The 17,689-nt window shown below is 71.5% G+C and carries 11 protein-coding genes and 2 pseudogenes; 8 read left to right on the forward strand and 5 right to left on the reverse strand.

The annotated features are described in order from the left end of the window. From BFF76_RS34065 to BFF76_RS24360, 3 genes and pseudogenes are all read right to left on the reverse strand, one after another. Window positions 1-265: pseudogene (locus BFF76_RS34065) on the reverse strand (hypothetical protein); the annotation flags it as partial. A gap of 193 nt (window positions 266-458) precedes the next feature. Further along, window positions 459-654, reverse strand: a 196-nt coding sequence (locus BFF76_RS34070) for a PucR family transcriptional regulator (protein ID WP_244167340.1), incomplete at its 5' end; no start/stop codon positions are given. 2 nt (window positions 655-656) lie between these two features. Then, a pseudogene (locus tag BFF76_RS24360) lies at window positions 657-2,165 on the reverse strand (PucR family transcriptional regulator ligand-binding domain-containing protein); the annotation flags it as partial. A gap of 290 nt (window positions 2,166-2,455) precedes the next feature. On the opposite strand from BFF76_RS24360, the gene BFF76_RS24365 reads away from it, so the two are divergent. The 6 genes from BFF76_RS24365 (at window position 2,456) to BFF76_RS24390 (ending at window position 13,073) form a co-directional block, all read left to right on the forward strand. Continuing rightward, window positions 2,456-3,346, forward strand: a complete 891-nt coding sequence (locus tag BFF76_RS24365; RefSeq protein WP_053929306.1) for an FAD binding domain-containing protein — start codon at window positions 2,456-2,458, stop codon at window positions 3,344-3,346. A gap of 2 nt (window positions 3,347-3,348) precedes the next feature. Continuing rightward, window positions 3,349-3,945 carry a (2Fe-2S)-binding protein gene (locus BFF76_RS24370; protein ID WP_031099795.1) on the forward strand — a complete coding sequence of 199 codons (597 nt, stop codon included), beginning with the start codon at window positions 3,349-3,351 and terminating at the stop codon, window positions 3,943-3,945. Between the two features lie 2 nt (window positions 3,946-3,947). Then, window positions 3,948-6,365, forward strand: coding sequence for a molybdopterin cofactor-binding domain-containing protein (locus BFF76_RS24375; RefSeq protein ID WP_053929307.1), 2,418 nt, complete (start codon window positions 3,948-3,950; stop codon window positions 6,363-6,365). Window positions 6,366-6,579: 214 nt separating this feature from the next. After that, window positions 6,580-8,037 carry an NCS2 family permease gene (locus tag BFF76_RS24380; RefSeq protein WP_065849070.1) on the forward strand — a complete coding sequence of 486 codons (1,458 nt, stop codon included), beginning with the start codon at window positions 6,580-6,582 and terminating at the stop codon, window positions 8,035-8,037. 38 nt (window positions 8,038-8,075) lie between these two features. Further along, complete coding sequence (locus BFF76_RS24385) at window positions 8,076-9,215, forward strand: XdhC family protein (protein WP_053929309.1); 1,140 nt, start codon at window positions 8,076-8,078, stop codon at window positions 9,213-9,215. Between the two features lie 207 nt (window positions 9,216-9,422). Next, window positions 9,423-13,073, forward strand: a complete 3,651-nt coding sequence (locus BFF76_RS24390) for a S8 family serine peptidase (protein WP_065849071.1) — start codon at window positions 9,423-9,425, stop codon at window positions 13,071-13,073. A 159-nt stretch (window positions 13,074-13,232) separates the two neighbouring features. Here the strand turns inward: BFF76_RS24390 and BFF76_RS24395 are convergent, their stop codons facing one another. After that, window positions 13,233-14,774, reverse strand: coding sequence for a peptidoglycan-binding protein (locus BFF76_RS24395; RefSeq protein ID WP_031099784.1), 1,542 nt, complete (start codon window positions 14,772-14,774; stop codon window positions 13,233-13,235). Between the two features lie 210 nt (window positions 14,775-14,984). Beyond that, window positions 14,985-15,716 (reverse strand): nitroreductase family protein, encoded by a 732-nt coding sequence (locus tag BFF76_RS24400; RefSeq protein ID WP_031099782.1) that lies wholly within the window; start codon window positions 15,714-15,716, stop codon window positions 14,985-14,987. 454 nt (window positions 15,717-16,170) lie between these two features. Between BFF76_RS24400 and BFF76_RS24405 the strand changes: the two genes are divergently transcribed. Continuing rightward, complete coding sequence (locus BFF76_RS24405; RefSeq protein ID WP_031099780.1) at window positions 16,171-16,404, forward strand: acyl carrier protein; 234 nt, start codon at window positions 16,171-16,173, stop codon at window positions 16,402-16,404. Between the two features lie 23 nt (window positions 16,405-16,427). After that, entirely contained in the window at window positions 16,428-17,675 is a 1,248-nt protein-coding gene (locus BFF76_RS24410; RefSeq protein ID WP_053929344.1) for a beta-ketoacyl-[acyl-carrier-protein] synthase family protein, read from the forward strand. Window positions 17,676-17,689 lie beyond the last annotated feature (14 nt).

Below are 17,689 nucleotides of genomic sequence, written 5' to 3' on the forward strand. Positions count from 1 at the left end.
GAGCAGGGTCGACGCGTAGGCGAGGTAGCCGCGCTCGCACGCGGCCGCCCCGCGCTCGGAGTCGTCCTGGGCGAGCGCCTCCGCGGTGCGCAGCGCGTCCTCCGCGTCCGTCCAGCCGGTGCCCGTGTAGAGGCACCGCTCGGTCAGCAGCGAGGTCCGCTGGAGAGCGGCGGCGGGGTCGGTGGCCGCCCTGGGCCCGAGCAGTGCGGCGGCGTCCGTCCAGCAGGCTCGTGAGCGCAGCCGCCATACCGCTGTCTGGAGCGGCNNGCGGTATGCGCCACATTGCCCTCCCCGAGCGCGCCATCGAGCTGTGGAGGCCGGCCGGCTGCCGCCGGTCGGCCAGGGTCTGCGCGCATCTCAGCACGGAATGGCACGCCGGGCCAAGGGGTGGGATCGATGTCAGGTGAAAGATTTCACAATCGCCCGGAGCCCGGGAGGGCCCGTCGGCCCCCCGGAAGTCAGCTCATGCGCAGGGCGAGGAAGAAGTCGAGCTTGTCCTCCAGGCGCGAAAGGTCACGTCCCGTCAACTGCTCGATACGCCCGACGCGATAGCGCAGTGTGTTGACGTGCAGGTGCAGCCGGGCCGCACAGCGGGTCCAGGAACCGTCGCAGTCCAGGAAGGCCACCAGCGTCTCGATCAGGTCCGCGCGGTGCNNGTCCCGCAGCGGGTCCAGGAGCCGGGCGGTGAAGGCGCGGCGGACGTCGTCCGGGACGAAGGGGAGCAGCAGGACGTGCGAGGCGAGCTCGTGGTGGCCCGCCGCGCAGACCGGGCCGGGCCGGGCCGCCGCGACCCGGCGGGCGTGCCGGGCTTCCTCCAGCGCACCGCGCAGCCCTTCGGCCGAATGAACGGCGGCGCTGACACCCAGTGTCAGGCGGCCGTCGTCCGCGAGGCCGGCGGAGAGCGGGGCGCGGACGGCCGACAGCAGGGCATCGGCGTGCAGCGCGGTGTCCCGGGGCTCCGGAGCGCCGGGTTCCCCGGGGGCGCCCGTCCCGTCGGAGCCCGCCGGGGCGAGCGCGGTCAGCGGTACGAGGGCGATGGCCTCGTCCTCCGTGTGTGCCACGGCGATCCGGTCCGCCGAGTCCGGGCCGGTCACCGCCGGATCGACCAGGATCTCCTCCAGCAGGGCCTGCGAGACCCGGCCGCCCGACAGGTGCGTACCCTCTGCCGCCCACTCGACCCGGGCCACCACGACCTGCCAGTGCGGTGCCGTGCCGAGACCCGGCAGCAGCACCGGTGCGGCCACCCTCAGTCTGGCCGCGATCTCGGCGGGCGCGGCGCCCGTCTGGACCAGCTCCAGGACCTCCTGGGCGAGCCTGCGGCGAACCGAGCGGGCGGCGTCGCGGCGGTCCCGTTCGACGGCGATCAGCTGGGTGACGCCCTGGAGCAGGTCAAGGCGGGCCGCAGGCCAGTCGCCGGCGTCGGCCGCCACGGCCAGCAGCCAGTCCGAGAGGACGGTCTCGCGCACGTCGCGGGACGGGGCCGGCAGGGTGCTCCGTCCGGTGTTGCGGACCGGGAACAGCGAGTAGGCCGTGCCGTCCACCTCGGCCTGGTACGGCCCCGGACGGCCGGTGCGGGTCGCCGCGAGATGCCGGCCGGCCAGCTCCGCTCCGACCTGAGGGGGCAGCGGCTCGCCGGCCCCGGCGATCTGCCGGCCCGTGGGGGAAAGGACCCAGGCGTGCAGGTCCAGGTCGGAGGTGAGCAGGTCGAGGACCACGTCGGGGCCGCCGCCCGACGGTCCCGACGTCATCAGCCTGCGGTGGCGGTCGACGACCGCCGCGAGGTCTCCGGCCCGCTCGCCGGAGACCTGGCGGACGACGTGCTCGGTGATCGTCGCGAACGCCACCGTCTCGTCGACGGCGAAGAGGGGGAGGCGGTGCCGCAGGCACGCCTCGACCAGGTCGTCGGGCACGGCCCCGAGCTCCGCCTCGCCCGCCGCCAGACCGGCCACCCCGGCGTTGGCCAGGATCCGGACGAACGGCTCCGAGTCCGAGTCGTCCCGGCGCCAGGCCAGCCCGCTGAGCACCAGCTCGCCGCCAGAGAGATAGCGGCTCGGGTCGCGCAGGTCCGTCGTCATGACGCCCCGGACCGAACGGTCGAGCTCGTCCTCGCCGCCGAGCAGCCGCAGACCCAGCGCCTCGGTGTCCAGCAGTGCGCGCAGCCGCATCGTCGATTGCCGCCGATCTCTTCGTGGGTGCGGGGGACGGCGGAGGTCACCTGTGAATTGCGGTGAGGCTACCGGTACCCGCCATTCGTTCGAATCTACAAGACACGGACAGGGGCCAGCCAATTCCTTCATGGTTTCGGTGACTGCACCGAGTGGAGCAAGCCTTGTGTACTGGGTCACACACTGCGTCAACAACACATGAACGGCCCCCGTCGAAAGCGGGCAGGCCGGCGGGCAGGCCGTCCCCAGCCCCAGCCGAACGACCCGAACGAGAAGAAGAGAGCCACTCAATGGACTTCCTTCGCCCCGCCAGCTGGGAGGAGGCGCTCGCCGCCAAGGCCGAGCACCCGACGGCTGTGCCCATCGCGGGTGGCACCGATGTGATGGTCGAGATCAACTTCGACCACAGGCGGCCCGAACACCTCATGGACCTGAACCGCATCGGTGAGCTGTCCGAGTGGCAGGTGGGCCCGGAGACCGTACGCCTCGGCGCCTCCGTGCCGTACAGCGCCGTCATGGAGCACCTGAGGGCCGAGCTGCCCGGTCTCGCCCTCGCCTCGCACACCGTCGCGTCGCCGCAGATCCGCAACCGCGGCGGTGTCGGCGGCAACCTCGGCACCGCCTCTCCCGCCGGGGACGCCCACCCGGCGCTGCTCGCCGCGGGCGCCGAGGTCGAGGCCGCGTCCGTACGGGGGACGCGGATGATCCCCATCGACGACTTCTACACCGGGGTCAAGCGCAACGCCCTCGCCCCGGACGAGCTGATCCGGGCCGTGCACATCAGGAAGGCCGACGGCCCGCAGCAGTACTCCAAGGTCGGCACGCGCAACGCGATGGTCATCGCCGTCTGCGCGTTCGGCCTCGCGCTGCACCCGGAGACCCGCACGGTGCGCACCGGCATCGGCTCCGCCGCTCCGACCCCGGTACGGGCGAAGGCGGCCGAGGAATTCCTGAACGCCGCGCTGGAGGAGGGCGGGTTCTGGGAGAGCGGAAAGATCATCACCCCATCCGTGGCCAAGCAGTTCGCGCAGCTGGCCGCCGGGGCCTGCAACCCCATCGACGACGTACGGGGCACCGCCGCCTACCGCAGGCACGCCGTCGGCATCATGGCCCGCCGCACGCTGGGCTGGACCTGGGAGCAGTACCGCGGAGCGGGACGCACCCTCGAAGGAGCTGCTTGATCATGCGAGTCAATTTCACGGTCAACGGCCGGAAGCAGGAAGCGGACGACGTCTGGGAGGGCGAGTCCCTCCTGTACGTCCTGCGTGAGCGCATGGGCCTCCCCGGCTCCAAGAACGCCTGTGAACAGGGCGAATGCGGCTCCTGTACGGTCCGCCTCGACGGCGTGCCCGTCTGTTCCTGTCTCGTCGCCGCCGGCCAGGCGGAGGGCCGCGAGATCGTCACCGTCGAGGGACTGGCGGACTACGCCAGGCACCGCGACGACTCCCACCCCGGCGCCGGCTGCGCCGCCGGTACCTGCGGCACCTCGCTCGACCAGGCCCAGCGGTGGCAGGCCAGGCCCACCGACGGGCAGAGCGCCGACGTGGCGGAACTCTCCCCGATCCAGCAGGCGTTCATCGACGCGGGAGCCGTGCAGTGCGGCTTCTGCACCCCCGGTCTGCTGGTCGCCGCCGACGAGCTCCTCGAGACGCAGCCCTCCCCGTCCGACCAGGACATCCGCGAGGCGCTCTCCGGGAACCTCTGCCGCTGCACCGGTTACGAGAAGATCCTCGACGCGGTCCGCCTCGCGGCCGCCCGTCAGGAAGAGGCGGTCCGATAGCCATGACGCTGCACCCACGAGCCGCGTCCGTACCGGCAGGCACCCCCACCAAGATCACCCAGGGCTCCGAGACCCGGGGCGGTATCGGGGAATCCACCCTGCGCCCCGACGGCACCCTCAAGGTCACAGGCGAGTTCGCGTACTCCTCGGACATGTGGCACGAGGACATGCTGTGGGGCCACACGCTCCGCTCCACCGTCGCGCACGCCGAGATCCGCTCCATCGACATCGGCGAGGCCGTCGCCACCCCCGGCGTGTACGCCGTACTGACCTACGACGACCTGCCCGCCGAGATGAAGAACTACGGGCTGGAGATCCAGGACACCCCCGTACTCGCCCACGGCAAGGTCCGCCACCACGGCGAACCCGTGGCGCTCGTCGCCGCCGACCACCCGGAGACCGCACGCCGCGCCGCCGCCAGGATCCGTATCGACTACGCCGAACTCCCGGTCATCACGGACGAGGCTTCCGCGACGGCGCCCGACGCGGTACTCGTCCACGAGGGCCGCACCGACCACCACATCGGGCACGTCGCACACCCCAACATCGTCCACCGCCAGCCCATCGTCCGGGGCGACGCCGACGCGGCCGCCGAGCGCGCCGACGTGATCGTCACGGGCGACTACGTCTTCGGGATGCAGGACCAGGCATTCCTCGGCCCGGAGTCCGGCCTCGCGGTGCCGTCCGAGGACGGCGGCGTCGAGCTGTACGTCGCCACCCAGTGGCTGCACTCCGACCTGCGCCAGATCGCCCCCGTACTCGGCCTCCCCGAGGACAAGGTCCGCATGACGCTCTCCGGCGTCGGCGGAGCCTTCGGCGGACGTGAGGACCTGTCGATGCAGATCCACGCCTGCCTGCTGGCGCTGCGCACCGGCAAACCCGTCAAGATGGTCTACAACCGCTTCGAGTCCTTCTTCGGACACGTCCACCGCCACCCCGCGAAGCTCCACTACGAGCACGGGGCCACCAAGGACGGCAAGCTCACCCACATGAAGTGCCGGATCGTGCTGGACGGCGGCGCATACGCCTCCGCGTCCCCGGCCGTCGTCGGCAACGCCTCCTCGCTCGCTGTCGGACCGTACGTCGTCGAGGACGTCGACATCGAGGCGATCGCCCTCTACTCCAACAATCCGCCCTGCGGCGCCATGCGCGGCTTCGGCGCGGTCCAGGCGTGCTTCGCCTACGAGGCGCAGATGGACAAGCTCGCCGCCGCCCTGGACATGGACCCGGTCGAACTCCGGCAGCTGAACGCGATGGAGCAGGGCACCCTGCTCCCCACCGGCCAGCGCGTCGACTCGCCGGCCCCCGTCGCCGAACTGCTGCGCCGCGTCAAGGCGAGGCCCCTGCCGCCCGAGCAGCAGTGGCTCTCGGCCGACGCGGACGGCAGCTCCGTCGACGTACGGGCCCTGCCCGGAGGCCTGTCCAACACGACCCACGGCGAGGGCGTCGTGCGGGGTGTCGGATACGCCGTCGGCCTGAAGAACGTCGGCTTCTCCGAGGGCTTCGACGACTACTCCACCGCCAGGGTGCGGATGGAGGTCATCAACGGCGAACCCGTCGCCACCGTGCACACCGCGATGGCCGAGGTGGGGCAGGGCGGCGTCACCGTCCACGCCCAGATCGCGCGTACCGAACTGGGCGTCAACCAGGTGACCATCCACCCGGCGGACACCCAGGTCGGCTCCGCGGGCTCGACGTCCGCGTCCCGGCAGACGTACGTCACCGGGGGCGCCGTGAAGAACTCCTGCGAGGCCGTCAGGGAACAGGTCCTGGAGATCGGCCGCCGCAGGTTCGGGACGTACCACCCCGCCTGGGCGACCGCCGAGCTCCTCCTGGAGGGCGGCAAGGTCGTCACCGACGGCGGCGAGGTGCTCGCCTCGCTGGCCGATGTGCTCGAGGACGAGGCGGTCGACGTCGAGCTGGAGTGGCGCCACCGGCCCACCGAGGCCTTCGACCTGCGCACCGGACAGGGCAACGGCCACGTCCAGTACTCCTTCGCCGCCCACCGCGCGGTGGTGGAGGTCGACACCGAACTCGGCCTGGTCAAGGTCATCGAGCTGGCGTGCGCCCAGGACGTCGGCAAGGCGCTCAACCCGCTGTCGGTCGTGGGCCAGATCCAGGGCGGTACCACCCAGGGGCTGGGCGTCGCCGTCATGGAGGAGATCATCGTCGACCCGAAGACGGCGAAGGTGCGCAACCCGTCCTTCACGGACTATCTGATCCCCACCATCCTCGACACCCCGGCCATCCCGGTCGATGTGCTCGAACTCGCCGACGACCACGCCCCGTACGGGCTGCGCGGCGTCGGCGAGGCCCCGACCCTGTCGTCCACCCCGGCCGTCCTCGCGGCGATCCGGAACGCGACGGGCCTGGAGCTCAACAGGACGCCGGTGCGCCCCGAGCACATCACCGGTACCTGACGGACCGTCAAAAGCTTCCGGACGGTGCGTGCCTGCCGTGGACGTCACACTTCCCCGCGCCGCGCACCGTCCGGATTCATCGCTCAACCTCTCCATGTGTACGAAGAGTTCGCCTCGGGCCGTCCCCCGGGTCGTGCGCCTCGCAGTCATCCCAAATCCCGCAGTCAACAGAGCTCCACGCGGGTGCCCCTGTGAACCTTGGGAGTCAGGCAACATGACCCAGCAGTCCGTGGAACCCAGGACGAGCGCGGAGGACGCGGGCCCCGGCTCGCGTGTCCCCGCCGGACGGTCCTGGCTCGACCGGTACTTCCACATATCCGAACGCGGATCGACCGTCGCACGCGAAGTGCGAGGCGGCGTCACGACCTTCATGGCCATGGCGTACATCCTCCTGCTCAACCCGCTCGTCCTCGGCGGCGAGGACGTCGACGGCCGGCTGCTCAGCCAGTCCGGGCTGATCACCGCCACCGCACTCGCGGCGGCCGCCACCACCCTGCTGATGGGCTTCGTCGGCAAGGTGCCCCTGGCCCTCGCCGCCGGACTGAGTGTCTCCGGTGTGCTCGCCTCACAGGTCGCGCCGGCGATGACCTGGCCGCAGGCCATGGGAATGTGCGTGATCTACGGGCTGGTGATCTGCCTGCTGGTCGTCACCGGCCTCCGCGAGATGATCATGAACGCCATCCCGCTCGCGCTGAAGCACGGCATCACCATCGGGATCGGCCTCTTCATCGCCCTCATCGGCCTCTTCAAGGCCGGCTTCGTCCACCAGGGCACCGCGACCCCGCTCTCCCTCGGCCCGGCCGGCGAACTCGCCGGCTGGCCGGTTCTCATCTTCGCCGTCACCCTGCTGCTGATCTTCATGCTGCAGGCGCGCAACGTCCCCGGTGCCATCCTGATCGGTATCGTCGTCGGCACGCTGGCAGCGATCGTCGTCAACGCCGTAGCCGACATCGCCCCCAGGTCGTGGAGCAGCGGCCCGCCCGAGCTGAGCGGCAGCGCGGTCTCCTCGCCCGACTTCTCGCTCTTCGGGAACGTCGAGTTCGGCGGCTGGGGCGACGTCGGTGTGATGACGGTCGGCATGATCGTCTTCACGCTCGTCCTGGCCGGCTTCTTCGACGCCATGGCCACCATCATCGGGGTCGGCACGGAGGCGAAGCTCGCGGACGACAAGGGCCGGATGCCGGGTCTGTCCAAGGCCCTGTTCATCGACGGTGCGGGGGGTGTGGTCGGAGGTGTCGCCGGGGGCTCCGGCCAGACCGTGTTCGTCGAGTCGGCGACCGGTGTCGGCGAGGGGGCCCGCACCGGGCTCGCCTCCGTCGTCACCGGCATCTTCTTCGCCGCCTGCCTCTTCTTCACCCCGCTCACGGCGATCGTGCCCGCCGAAGTGGCGTCCGCCGCCCTGGTCGTGATCGGCGCCATGATGATGCAGAACGCCCGGCACGTGGACTGGAGCGACCGTTCCGTCGCCGTACCGGTCTTCCTCACCGTCGTCCTGATGCCGTTCACGTACACCATCACCACCGGTGTCGCCGCGGGCGTCATCTCCTACTCGGCCATCAAGCTCGCCCAGGGCAGAGCCCGTGAGGTCGGCGTCTTCATGTGGGTCCTGACGCTGGTCTTCGCCGTGTACTTCGCCCTCCACCCCATCGAGAGCTGGCTGGGCGTCAGCTGACGCCCCCTCGCCCTGTGCACCTCAGAAGGAGACACGCCATGCTGGACATCGCCGAAGAGCTTCACCGGTGGGTCGGGCAGGGACGCGCGTTCGCCGTGGCCACCGTGGTGGCCACCGGCGGCAGCGCGCCCCGGCAGCCGGGCGCCGCCCTCGCCGTGGACAGCGACGGCACGGCCATCGGCTCGGTCTCCGGCGGCTGTGTGGAGGGCGCTGTGTACGAGCTGTGCCGGCAGGCGATCGAGGACGGCACGACCGTGCGGACGCGCTTCGGCTACAGCGACGACGACGCCTTCGCGGTCGGTCTGACCTGCGGAGGCGTCATCGACGTCCTGGTGACCCCGGTGCGCGCGGACGATCCCGCGCGCCCGGTGTTCGCCGCCGCGTTCGCCGCCGCCGCCGAGGGCCGCGCGGCGGCGGTCGCCCGGGTCACCGAAGGCCCGGCCGAACTGCTGGGCCGGCCCCTGCTTGTCCACTCCGACGGTACGTACGAGGGCGGGCTCGGCGGCCACCCCGACCTGGACCGTACGGCTGCCGCCGAGGCCCGCGCGATGCTCGACACGGGCCGCACCGGGGAGGCCGTCATCGGCGCCGAGGGCTCACGGTGCGGCAGCGCCCTCACGCTGCTCGTCGAATCGAGCGTCCCGCCGCCCCGGATGATCGTCTTCGGGGCCATCGACTTCGCGGCGGCCCTCACACGGGCCGGCCGCTTCCTCGGCTACCGCGTCACCGTCTGCGACGCCCGCCCCGTCTTCGCCACGCCGGCCCGGTTCCCCGACGCCGACGAGATCGTCGTCGACTGGCCGCACCGCTATCTCGCCGCCACCGACGTCGACGCGCGCACGGTCCTCTGCGTCCTCACGCACGACGCCAAGTTCGACATCCCGCTGCTGGAACTGGCCCTGCGGCTGCCCGTCGCCTACGTCGGCGCGATGGGCTCGCGCCGCACCCATCTGGAGCGCAACGAGCGGCTGCGCGAGGCCGGTGTCACCGAGCGCCAACTGGCCGCCCTGCACTCACCGATCGGTCTCGACCTGGGAGCCCGGACGCCGGAGGAGACCGCCCTCTCCATCGTGGCAGAGATCGTCGCGGAACGGCGCGGCGGTACCGGCCTGCCGTTGAAGGGGGCCCACACACCGATCCACCACGACGCCGCCGCGCCGCTGGCATCGGTGGCCTGATCCACGCCGTCAACGGCGTTCCACCTCGGGCGGATTGCCGCCACGGCGGTTTCACGCCAGGGGTCAAGCCGTTCGCGGCACCGGATTTGCCGGTAGATCAGCTGCATGACATTTTCCCCCTCCTCCGTTTCCGGCCGCGCGAGACCCGCTCGCGCGGGACGCAGGGCTCTGCTCATAGCGACCGCCGTCGCCCTCGTGAGCGGCGTCATGCTTCCCGCGGCGGGTTCCGCCACCGCCGCCCCGAAGCCCTCGACCGCCGAGGACCGCCACGTATCCGAAGCCCACGACTACGAGATCACCCTGATCACCGGCGACGTCGTCCACTACTCGGACGGCGCGGGCAACCAGGACACCGTCACCGTCGACCGTCCCGACGGCGCGACGGGCGGTGTGCACGTGCGGCAGTCGGGGGAGGACGTTCACGTCATCCCCGACGAGGCGAGCGCCCTCATCGCCGGCGGGAAGCTGGACCGCCGGCTGTTCAACATCTCGACGCTGGTCGACATGGGTTACGACGACCGGCGCTCCGGCGGCATCCCGCTGATCGCCACCTACCCGGCGAGCAAGGCGCGTGCGCTGCCCGCCGCTCCGCGCGGCAGCGAGACGGTCCGCCGGCTCGAGTCGGTGCACGGTGTGGCACTCAAGGCGGACAAGGACGAAGCCCGCGCCTTCTGGAGCGACATCTCCCGTACGGAGAAGAGCCGTTCGCTGGACAACGGAATCGCGAAGCTGTGGCTCGACGGCAAGGCCGAGGTGGCCCTCAAGGATTCCGTGCCACAGGTCAACGCCCCTGAGGCATGGGCCGCCGGCTTCGACGGCAGGGGCACCACGGTCGCAGTCCTGGACACCGGTATCGACGCGACTCACCCGGACGTCGAGGACCGCGTCAGGCAGTCCAAGAGCTTCGTACCGGGTGAGGAGGTCGACGACAAGCACGGTCACGGCACGCACGTCGCCTCCACCATCGCCGGCTCCGGCGCGGCGTCGGACGGCGTCAACAAGGGCGTCGCCCCTGGCGCCGACCTGATCGTCGGCAAGGTCCTCGGCGACGGGGGATCCGGCGCCGACTCCGGCATCATCGAGGCCATGGAGTGGGCCAAGGCCGAAGGTGCCGACGTGGTCTCCATGAGCCTCGGATCGAGCATCCCGGACGACGGCACCGACCCGATGGCGCAGGCCGTCGACGCGCTGTCCGCCGACGGCGGCCCGCTGTTCGTGATCGCCGCGGGCAACGCCTACGGCGCCGGCACCATCGGCTCGCCCGGCTCCGCCGCGAGCGCGCTCACCATCGCCGCCGTCGACAAGCAGGACGGCCGCGCCGGCTTCTCCTCCATGGGCCCGCTTGTGCGGTCCTTCGGGCTGAAGCCCGACCTTTCGGCCCCGGGCGTGGACATCAGCGCCGCGGCCTCGCAGTCGGTGCCTGGCATCGAGGGCATGTACCAGCAGATGTCCGGTACGTCGATGGCGACCCCGCACGTCGCGGGTGCCGCGGCCACCCTGAAGCAGCGTCACCCGGAGTGGTCCGGTCAGCGCGTGAAGGACGCGTTGATGAGTTCGTCGAAGCTGCTGCCCGGCTACACGCCGTACGAACAGGGAACCGGACGCCTTGACGTGAAGGCCGCCGTCGACACGACGGTCGAGGCCACCGGCTCCGTCGAGGTCGCGTCGTACGACTGGCCGCACAGCGCGGACGACGCGGTCGCCGAGCGCACCATCACCTACCGCAACACGGGTGACGAGGACGTCACGCTGAACCTGGCGACCGGCACGGACACGTCCGCCTACACGCTGTCCACGTCGGAGCTGACCGTCCCGGCCGGCTCCACGGCCGAGGCGGTCCTCTCGATCGACCCGTCGGAGGTCGCGAACGACACCCGGTTCTCCGGCCAGGTCGTCGCCACCGACGCGACCGGCAGGACGGCGGCCCACACCGGCTTCGCCGTGTACAAGGAACGTGAGCTCCACGACCTGACGCTCCGGCTGCGCGACCGCGCGGGCGAGCCCATGGACGGCACCGTCGTCCTCGCCGCGCTCGGCGACACGGAGCTCGGCCTCGTCCAGGTCTCCGGTGAGACCACGCTGCGGCTGCCCCCGGGCAACTACACCGCCTGGACCTCCGCCGACATCGACGGTGACCGTGCCGACTCGAAGGCCGTGGCGTTCCTCGCGGCCCCCGAGGCGATCCTCGACAAGGCCACCACGGTCACCCTCGACGCCTCCAAGGCCCGCAAGGTCAGCGTGCGTACCCCGAAGGAGACCGAGACCCGGCAGCTGCGCTACGACATGGCCCGCACGTCCCCCGAGGGCGTGGTCCAGCGTGACGCCTTCCAGATCCCCCTGATCTACGACCAGTTGTGGGCGAGCCCGACGGAGAAGGTCACCCAGGGCAGCTTCAGCTTCCTGACCCGCTGGCGCCAGGGCGAGGAGCTCATCGACCTGACGGCCGACGGCCATGATGTCCCGGTCACGGTGCAGAACGGCTCGGTCGTCGCCGAGGACAGCGAGCAGAAGCTCACCGGTGTCTTCGCCGGTGACGGCGCCGCGGCCGACTACAGGGGGCGCAGCGTGAAGGGCAAGGCCGTCGTCGTCACCCGCAGTGACGCCGTGTCGCCCGCCGAGCGGCTGGCCAACGCACTCGCTGCGGGCGCGAAGGCGCTCTTCGTCGTCAACGACGGCCGCGGAGTCGCGATGGAGCGGTACGCGCCGTACGGCGAGGAGACCACCATCCCGGTCGCCTCGGTGCAGAAGACCGCGGGCGGCACGCTGATCAAGGCGGCGCAGCGCGGCAAGAAGCTCTCCGTCGACCAGAAGAAGTTCGCGTCGTACGTCTACGACCTGGTGGACCGTCATGACGGCACCGTCCCGGACCGCTCGCTGGCCTTCGCCCCGTCGACCCGCCGGCTCGCGAAGGTGGAGAACACCTTCTACGGCCACAAAAAGACGCTCGGCGGCGGATACCGCTACGACATCCCGGACTACGGTCCGGGCCTCGGCTTCGAGGAGTACGAGAAGTTCCCGGGCACCCGCACGGAGTGGGTCACCCCGCTGCCCGGTGACTCCTTCTGGTACGAGAACCACTCGGTGCTGAACGCCGACGCCTCCGACACGGCGCACGAGATGCGCAGCGCCGAGCTCGACTACACCGCGGGCCGGACCTACCGCGCCGACTGGTTCGCCCCCGTCGTCGGCCCCCGGCTCGGCACCGGGTACTGGGGTCCGTTCCGTACCTCGAACAACGACATGCAGTTCAACATCACTCCGTGGACGGACTCGGGTGAGGGCCACTCCGGTTCGATGCCCGCCGACGAGTACGACACCACGTCCTATGCCTTCCACCAGGGCGACACCCTGATCAAGAAGGGTGCTGGCCGGGCCGGTTACGCCTGGGACCTGTCGGCCGAGAAGGTGCCGTACCGCCTGGTCATCGACTCGGTGCGGGACGAGGCGACGTGGAAGACCTCCACGCGGACGCACACGGAATGGGGCTTCGTCTCGGGTGCGCTGCCGGACGGCACGGAGCGGGCCGACATCCCGCTGCTCCAGCTCGCCTACGACGTGGAGACCGACCTGGCCGGTGACGTCCGGGCCGGCGAGCAGGTAGAGGTCGGCATCGAGTCCGGCACCCAGGCATGGCTGGACGGTGCGGTGAAGGCGACCGGGGCCTCGCTGTCGGTCAGCTACGACGAGGGCGGGACCTGGAGCGCGGTCGAACTGCGCAAGGGCTCACCGGGCGAGTGGACCGCGACCTTGCGGACACCCGCCGAGGGCGCGTCCTCGGTCTCGCTCAGGGCACACACCGAGGGCCCCGGCGGCCTGGCCGTCGACCAGGAGATCACCAGGGCCTTCGGCCTGAAGTGACCTGCTGAACAGCCCGGTCGAGGCGGTCCCGCATCCCGCGTGGGGTGCGGGACCACCTCGTTCGTACGGCGGGGCCGCGTCACTGTCACCCGGCGGCGGGCCGCCCTGCCCCGTGTCTTGCGCCGCGCGGCGGTGTACGTCGTTTCGGCGCGGTGTACATCAGCGCCCGGACTGCAGCGCGGCCCAGGTGGCGGGGCCGACGCTGCCGTCGGCCGACAGGCCCCGTGTGCTCTGGTAGTCGCGGACGGCCTTGTCCGTGTTCGCACCGAAGGCCCCGTCGACCGCCACGGTCCTGCCGAGCGCCGCGGTCAGTGACCGCTGCAACCGCTTCACGGCGTCGCCCGAGGCGCCCGTCACGAGCGTCGGAGTGGTGCCGGCGGAGAGCAGCGCGGTCCAGGTCTTCGGGCCGACGGTGCCGTCGGCGGAGAGCCCGCGCGCGGTCTGGAACGCCTGGACGGCGCTCCTGGTGGCGGAGCCGAAGACGCCGTCCGCGGCGCCCGCCTCGTAACCCTGTTGGTTGAGCAGCGTCTGGACGGCCGTCACCTGCGGGCCCGTAGAGCCCGAGCTCTGGGTCGTGTACGCGCCGAAGCTCAGTCCGTCGGCGCCGCCGGAGCCCCCGACGAGCTGCATGTAGTAGGTCCAGTTCCAGTTGGCGCCCGGGTCGGTGTGGTCGTTCCCGGGGGCCTCGCTGTGCCCGATGACGTGCGACCGGTCCTTGGGGATGCCGTACCGGTCGCACAGGTAGGTCGTCAGCGCCGCGGAGGACCGGTACATCGTGTCGGTGAACCACGACGGGTCGTCGACGAAGCCCTCGTGCTCGATGCCGAGCGACGAGGCGTTGGCGCTCTTGGCGTGGTACGCGGTGTCCTTGTCGCGCACCATCTGGGTGACCTGGCCGTCCGACGAGCGGACCACGTAGTGGGAGCTGACCTTCGACGTCGCGTTCTGGAACCAGCTGATGGTCCCGGCGTACGAGCCCTGGGTGACGTGGATGACGACCTTGTCCAGCGTGGCCGCGCGGCCCGTCGCGTAGTTGGCGGAATTGGCGGCCACCCAGAGTGCCGGAGGGTAGTCCGGGCTCTGGACGGTGACGTCCGCCTTCGCGAGGGGGCCCTTGTCGGGGGAGACCGGGCGGGAGGTGACAAAGACCCGTTCGCCGCCGGCCACGGTGGCCCGCAGGCCCTGCGCGAGGAAGGTGTAGACGGTGTCGGCGTAGAGGGCGGAGACAGCGCCCTCGGCTCCGCTGTAGCGGGCCACGGCCGGGTACCAGGCGTTGATGTCCGACCGCTCCGCCGTGTCCAGACCCAGTGCGTCCGCGTGGCTCCGCAGCACGGCCGCACCGCCCAGGATGTTGGTCCCGGTGTCCTTGCGCAGATCGGCCGTGGACTCACCCGTCAGCGCGGCGGCCTTCTCGAGGGAGTGGTTGACGGGGTTGCTGACGAGGTGCATCACGCCGTAGCCGTTGTCCTGGCTGGGGCGCCCGGCGTGTCCGTTCAGGTGCGTCTCGCCGTAGCCGACGGCGGCGAGCAGGTCACGCGGTACGCCGTACTCCTCGGCGGCCTGCTCGAAAGCCTGGTTCATGGATTCCGTGCCGGTGGGGGCGGCGCCGGCCGGCTGGCCGGTGGTGACGAGGGCGGTGACGGTGAGAGAGGCAAGAACGGCGGCGCGGCCTCGGGTGTGGCCGGCGGGGCGTCGGGGCATACCTGCTCCAGGTCTGTGGGGGAGAGGAAGGCCGCCGGACCGGTGGGGTGGGCCGGGGCCGCTGAGCCCGCACAGGCTATCTATCTGCCCGGGGCATGACAACGACGCCGCCGTGTGTCCAAATACCCTTCACTCCAATGGAGTTGGGTGACAGGGAGGGTGGCCCTGAGGGCCGTCACCCCGGCAGAGGGTGACGGCACGGGGGCGTTGCTACCAGCGGTTCCGGTGGACGACGTCGGCCACCGGGCGGCGGCGGACGGGTCCGAAGTTGCCCTGCGGCCACCCCACAGGGATGGCGGCGAAGGTGTGCGTGTCCGAGGGGATCCCGAGGGCCTTCTTCCACTCCTGCTCCAGCATCAGATGCCAGATGGTGAGGTTGGCCGCGAGCCCCAGCGCCCGCGCCGCGAGCAGGATGTTCTGGACGCCCGGGTAGACGCAGGAGCCCTCCGCGAGGGCCTGGAAACGTGTCTGGGTGTTCGTCATGTGCTCGAGCCCCGCAGGGCCGAGCGACGCGGCGTAGACCCCCAGGCCCTCCTCGTCGAACCGCGGCTCCGGGAACTTGTAACAGGGGATGATCAGCGCCGGTGTGTCCGCGAAGTGGTCACGCTGGTGCTCGATGGCCGCGACCATGCGCCCGTACGCCGCGTCGTCCATGCCCTTGGGTGCGTGCTTGCCGGTCGTCGCGAGATAGGCGTCCACGCACCGCTTCCAGAGCGGAGCCAGCTCGGCCATCACCGCGCGGTCCGTGACGACCACGTACTCGTAGCACTGCATGTTGCCGCCGCTCGGCCCCCAGACGGCTGCCTGTATGAGCTGGTCGATCGTCTCGTCCGGGACGGCGTCCGGCTTGAGGCGGCGCATGGCACGCATGGTGGACATGGTCGGGAAGAGGGCGGGCCCGTCGGGGGCGGGCGCGTCGGCGTACACCGTTTCGAAGGTCATGATCGCGGAGTTTACGGCCCAAGTCCTGCTACGGGGAGTCCCGTCGGGCTCCTCGGGCAGCCCCTCGGCGCGGAGCGGGCTTGCGTGCCGGAACCGGGCCGACGGGACGTCGCGGCCGGTCTTCGCCTGCCCGGCGACTTGTGCAACTCGGTCTGTGCGACGGCCCACTCGGCCGGCCGGCCCGCATCGCTCCGTCCCGCCGTCCCGTCGCCGGGACGTCACCGTCCCTCGCAGGTCCTCACGTCCGTACGCCCGTGCCCATCGTGTCACCCGCCGTCGCGGCGCGGCGGAATCGCACACCTGACCGTCCCCCCTCCTCACGGGGGAACGGGGTCGGGAACGGCGGCCGTGAAGGCGTATAAAGGGTCCCTCCCGAGCAGCCGGCGTCCCCGATGGCCATCTCACCCCCCACGCGGCCGGCGTCACCGCGTACCGAGAGCGGAGGAGCGTCCCCATGAGCACCTCGGAAGAGATCAGCGCCTTGCTCGTCAACAGGTTCGGAACCGACCCGGAGGCCATCCGGCCCGAGGTACCGCTCCGGCACCTGCGGCTCGACTCCCTCGCGCTGGAGGAGCTGCGGCTCCTCATCGAGGACCGGATGGACATCGATCTGGAGGACGTCGTCCTGTCGTCGCGCGACACCGTCGGCCACCTGGTCGAGGCCGTGTGCAGCAAGGCCGGCGCGTGACGGGCCGGGGCCCGTTCGCACGCATGCCCGTACGCCCCGGCATCGAGCCGTTCAGCGCCGCGGTCACCGGCATCGGCCTGGTCACCGCGGCCGGGGTGGGAATCGACCAGGCATGGCGCGGTGTGTGCGGCACGGCGGCCGCCCCCTCCGTACCGCACCTGCCGGAACTCGACGGTCTGCCCTGCGACTTCATGTACACCGTCGAGGGCCTGGACACGAAGGCCGTCCTGGGCGTCGCCGTGCACCGGCTGATGGACCGCTTCTCGCAGCTCGCCGTGATCGCCGCCCGTGAGGCGGTCGCCGACGCCGGGCTCGACCCCTCGGTCTGGGACGGCGGACGGGTCGCCGTGGTCATCGGCTCCGCCCACGGCGGCCTGCCGTTCTACGACGAACAGCACACCGTCCTCACGGAGCGCGGCGCGCGGCGCGTATCCCCGAAGCTCGCCCCGCTGAGCGTCGTCAACGGCGCCGCCAGCAGTGTCGCCATGGACCTGGGTGTCCACGGCCCCAGCCAGGCCGTCTCCACCGCCTGCTCGTCGGGCACGGTGGCCATCGGCACGGCCCACCAGATGCTCCGCACCGGGGCCTGCGACATCGTCGTCGCGGGCGGTGCCGAATCGGTCCGCTCCCGGCTCCTGATCGCCAGCGCCTGCCAGATGCGGGCCGTCTCCACCCGCCGCGAGGACCCGCGGGCCGCCTGCCGCCCCTTCGACTCGCACCGCGACGGCTTCGTCGTCGGCGAGGGTGCCGGACTCCTAGTGATGGAACGCCCCGAGCACGCCCGCGCCCGCGGCGCCACCGTCCGTGCCCGTGTCGCCGGCTACGGGGCCTCCAGCGACGCCCACTCCGCCGTCGCCCCCGACCCCGACGGCCTCGGCATCGAGAGGGCGCTGCGCACCGCCCTGGCCGACGCGGGCGTCGACGCCTCCGACGTCGGCCATGTCAACGCCCACGGGACGTCGACCGTCGCCAACGACCTCATCGAGGCGGTCATGCTGCGCCGCGTCCTGGGCGAACACCCCCTCGTCACCTCCACGAAGGCCATGACCGGACACGCCCTGGGTGCCGCCGGCGGCATCGAGGCCGCCCTGACCGTCCTCACGCTCCAGCACCAGCTCGTCCCGCCGACCGCCAACCTCGACGCCCCCGACCCCGCGATCCCCGTCGATGTGGTGAGCAAGGAGGCCCGGCACGCGGCGTTCGACTGCGCCGTCAAGACGTCGCTCGGCTTCGGGGGCCACAACGCGGCGCTCGTGCTCACCAGAGCCTGACGGGAAGCGAGGAA

It is taken from the genome of Streptomyces mutomycini (assembly GCF_001700505.1).
GTDB classification, from domain to species: Bacteria; Actinomycetota; Actinomycetes; order Streptomycetales; family Streptomycetaceae; genus Streptomyces; species Streptomyces mutomycini.

Coding starts and splice junctions, on each gene's coding strand:
- BFF76_RS24365 (WP_053929306.1), top strand. CDS start 2,456: ATGGACTTCCTTCGCCCCGCCAGCTGGGAGGAGGCGCTCGCCGCCAAG.
- BFF76_RS24385 (WP_053929309.1), top strand. CDS start 8,076: ATGCTGGACATCGCCGAAGAGCTTCACCGGTGGGTCGGGCAGGGACGC.
- BFF76_RS24370 (WP_031099795.1), top strand. CDS start 3,349: ATGCGAGTCAATTTCACGGTCAACGGCCGGAAGCAGGAAGCGGACGAC.
- BFF76_RS24380 (WP_065849070.1), top strand. CDS start 6,580: ATGACCCAGCAGTCCGTGGAACCCAGGACGAGCGCGGAGGACGCGGGC.
- BFF76_RS24400 (WP_031099782.1), bottom strand. CDS start 15,716: ATGACCTTCGAAACGGTGTACGCCGACGCGCCCGCCCCCGACGGGCCC.
- BFF76_RS24405 (WP_031099780.1), top strand. CDS start 16,171: ATGAGCACCTCGGAAGAGATCAGCGCCTTGCTCGTCAACAGGTTCGGA.
- BFF76_RS24395 (WP_031099784.1), bottom strand. CDS start 14,774: ATGCCCCGACGCCCCGCCGGCCACACCCGAGGCCGCGCCGCCGTTCTT.
- BFF76_RS24375 (WP_053929307.1), top strand. CDS start 3,948: ATGACGCTGCACCCACGAGCCGCGTCCGTACCGGCAGGCACCCCCACC.
- BFF76_RS24410 (WP_053929344.1), top strand. CDS start 16,428: ATGCCCGTACGCCCCGGCATCGAGCCGTTCAGCGCCGCGGTCACCGGC.
- BFF76_RS24390 (WP_065849071.1), top strand. CDS start 9,423: ATGCTTCCCGCGGCGGGTTCCGCCACCGCCGCCCCGAAGCCCTCGACC.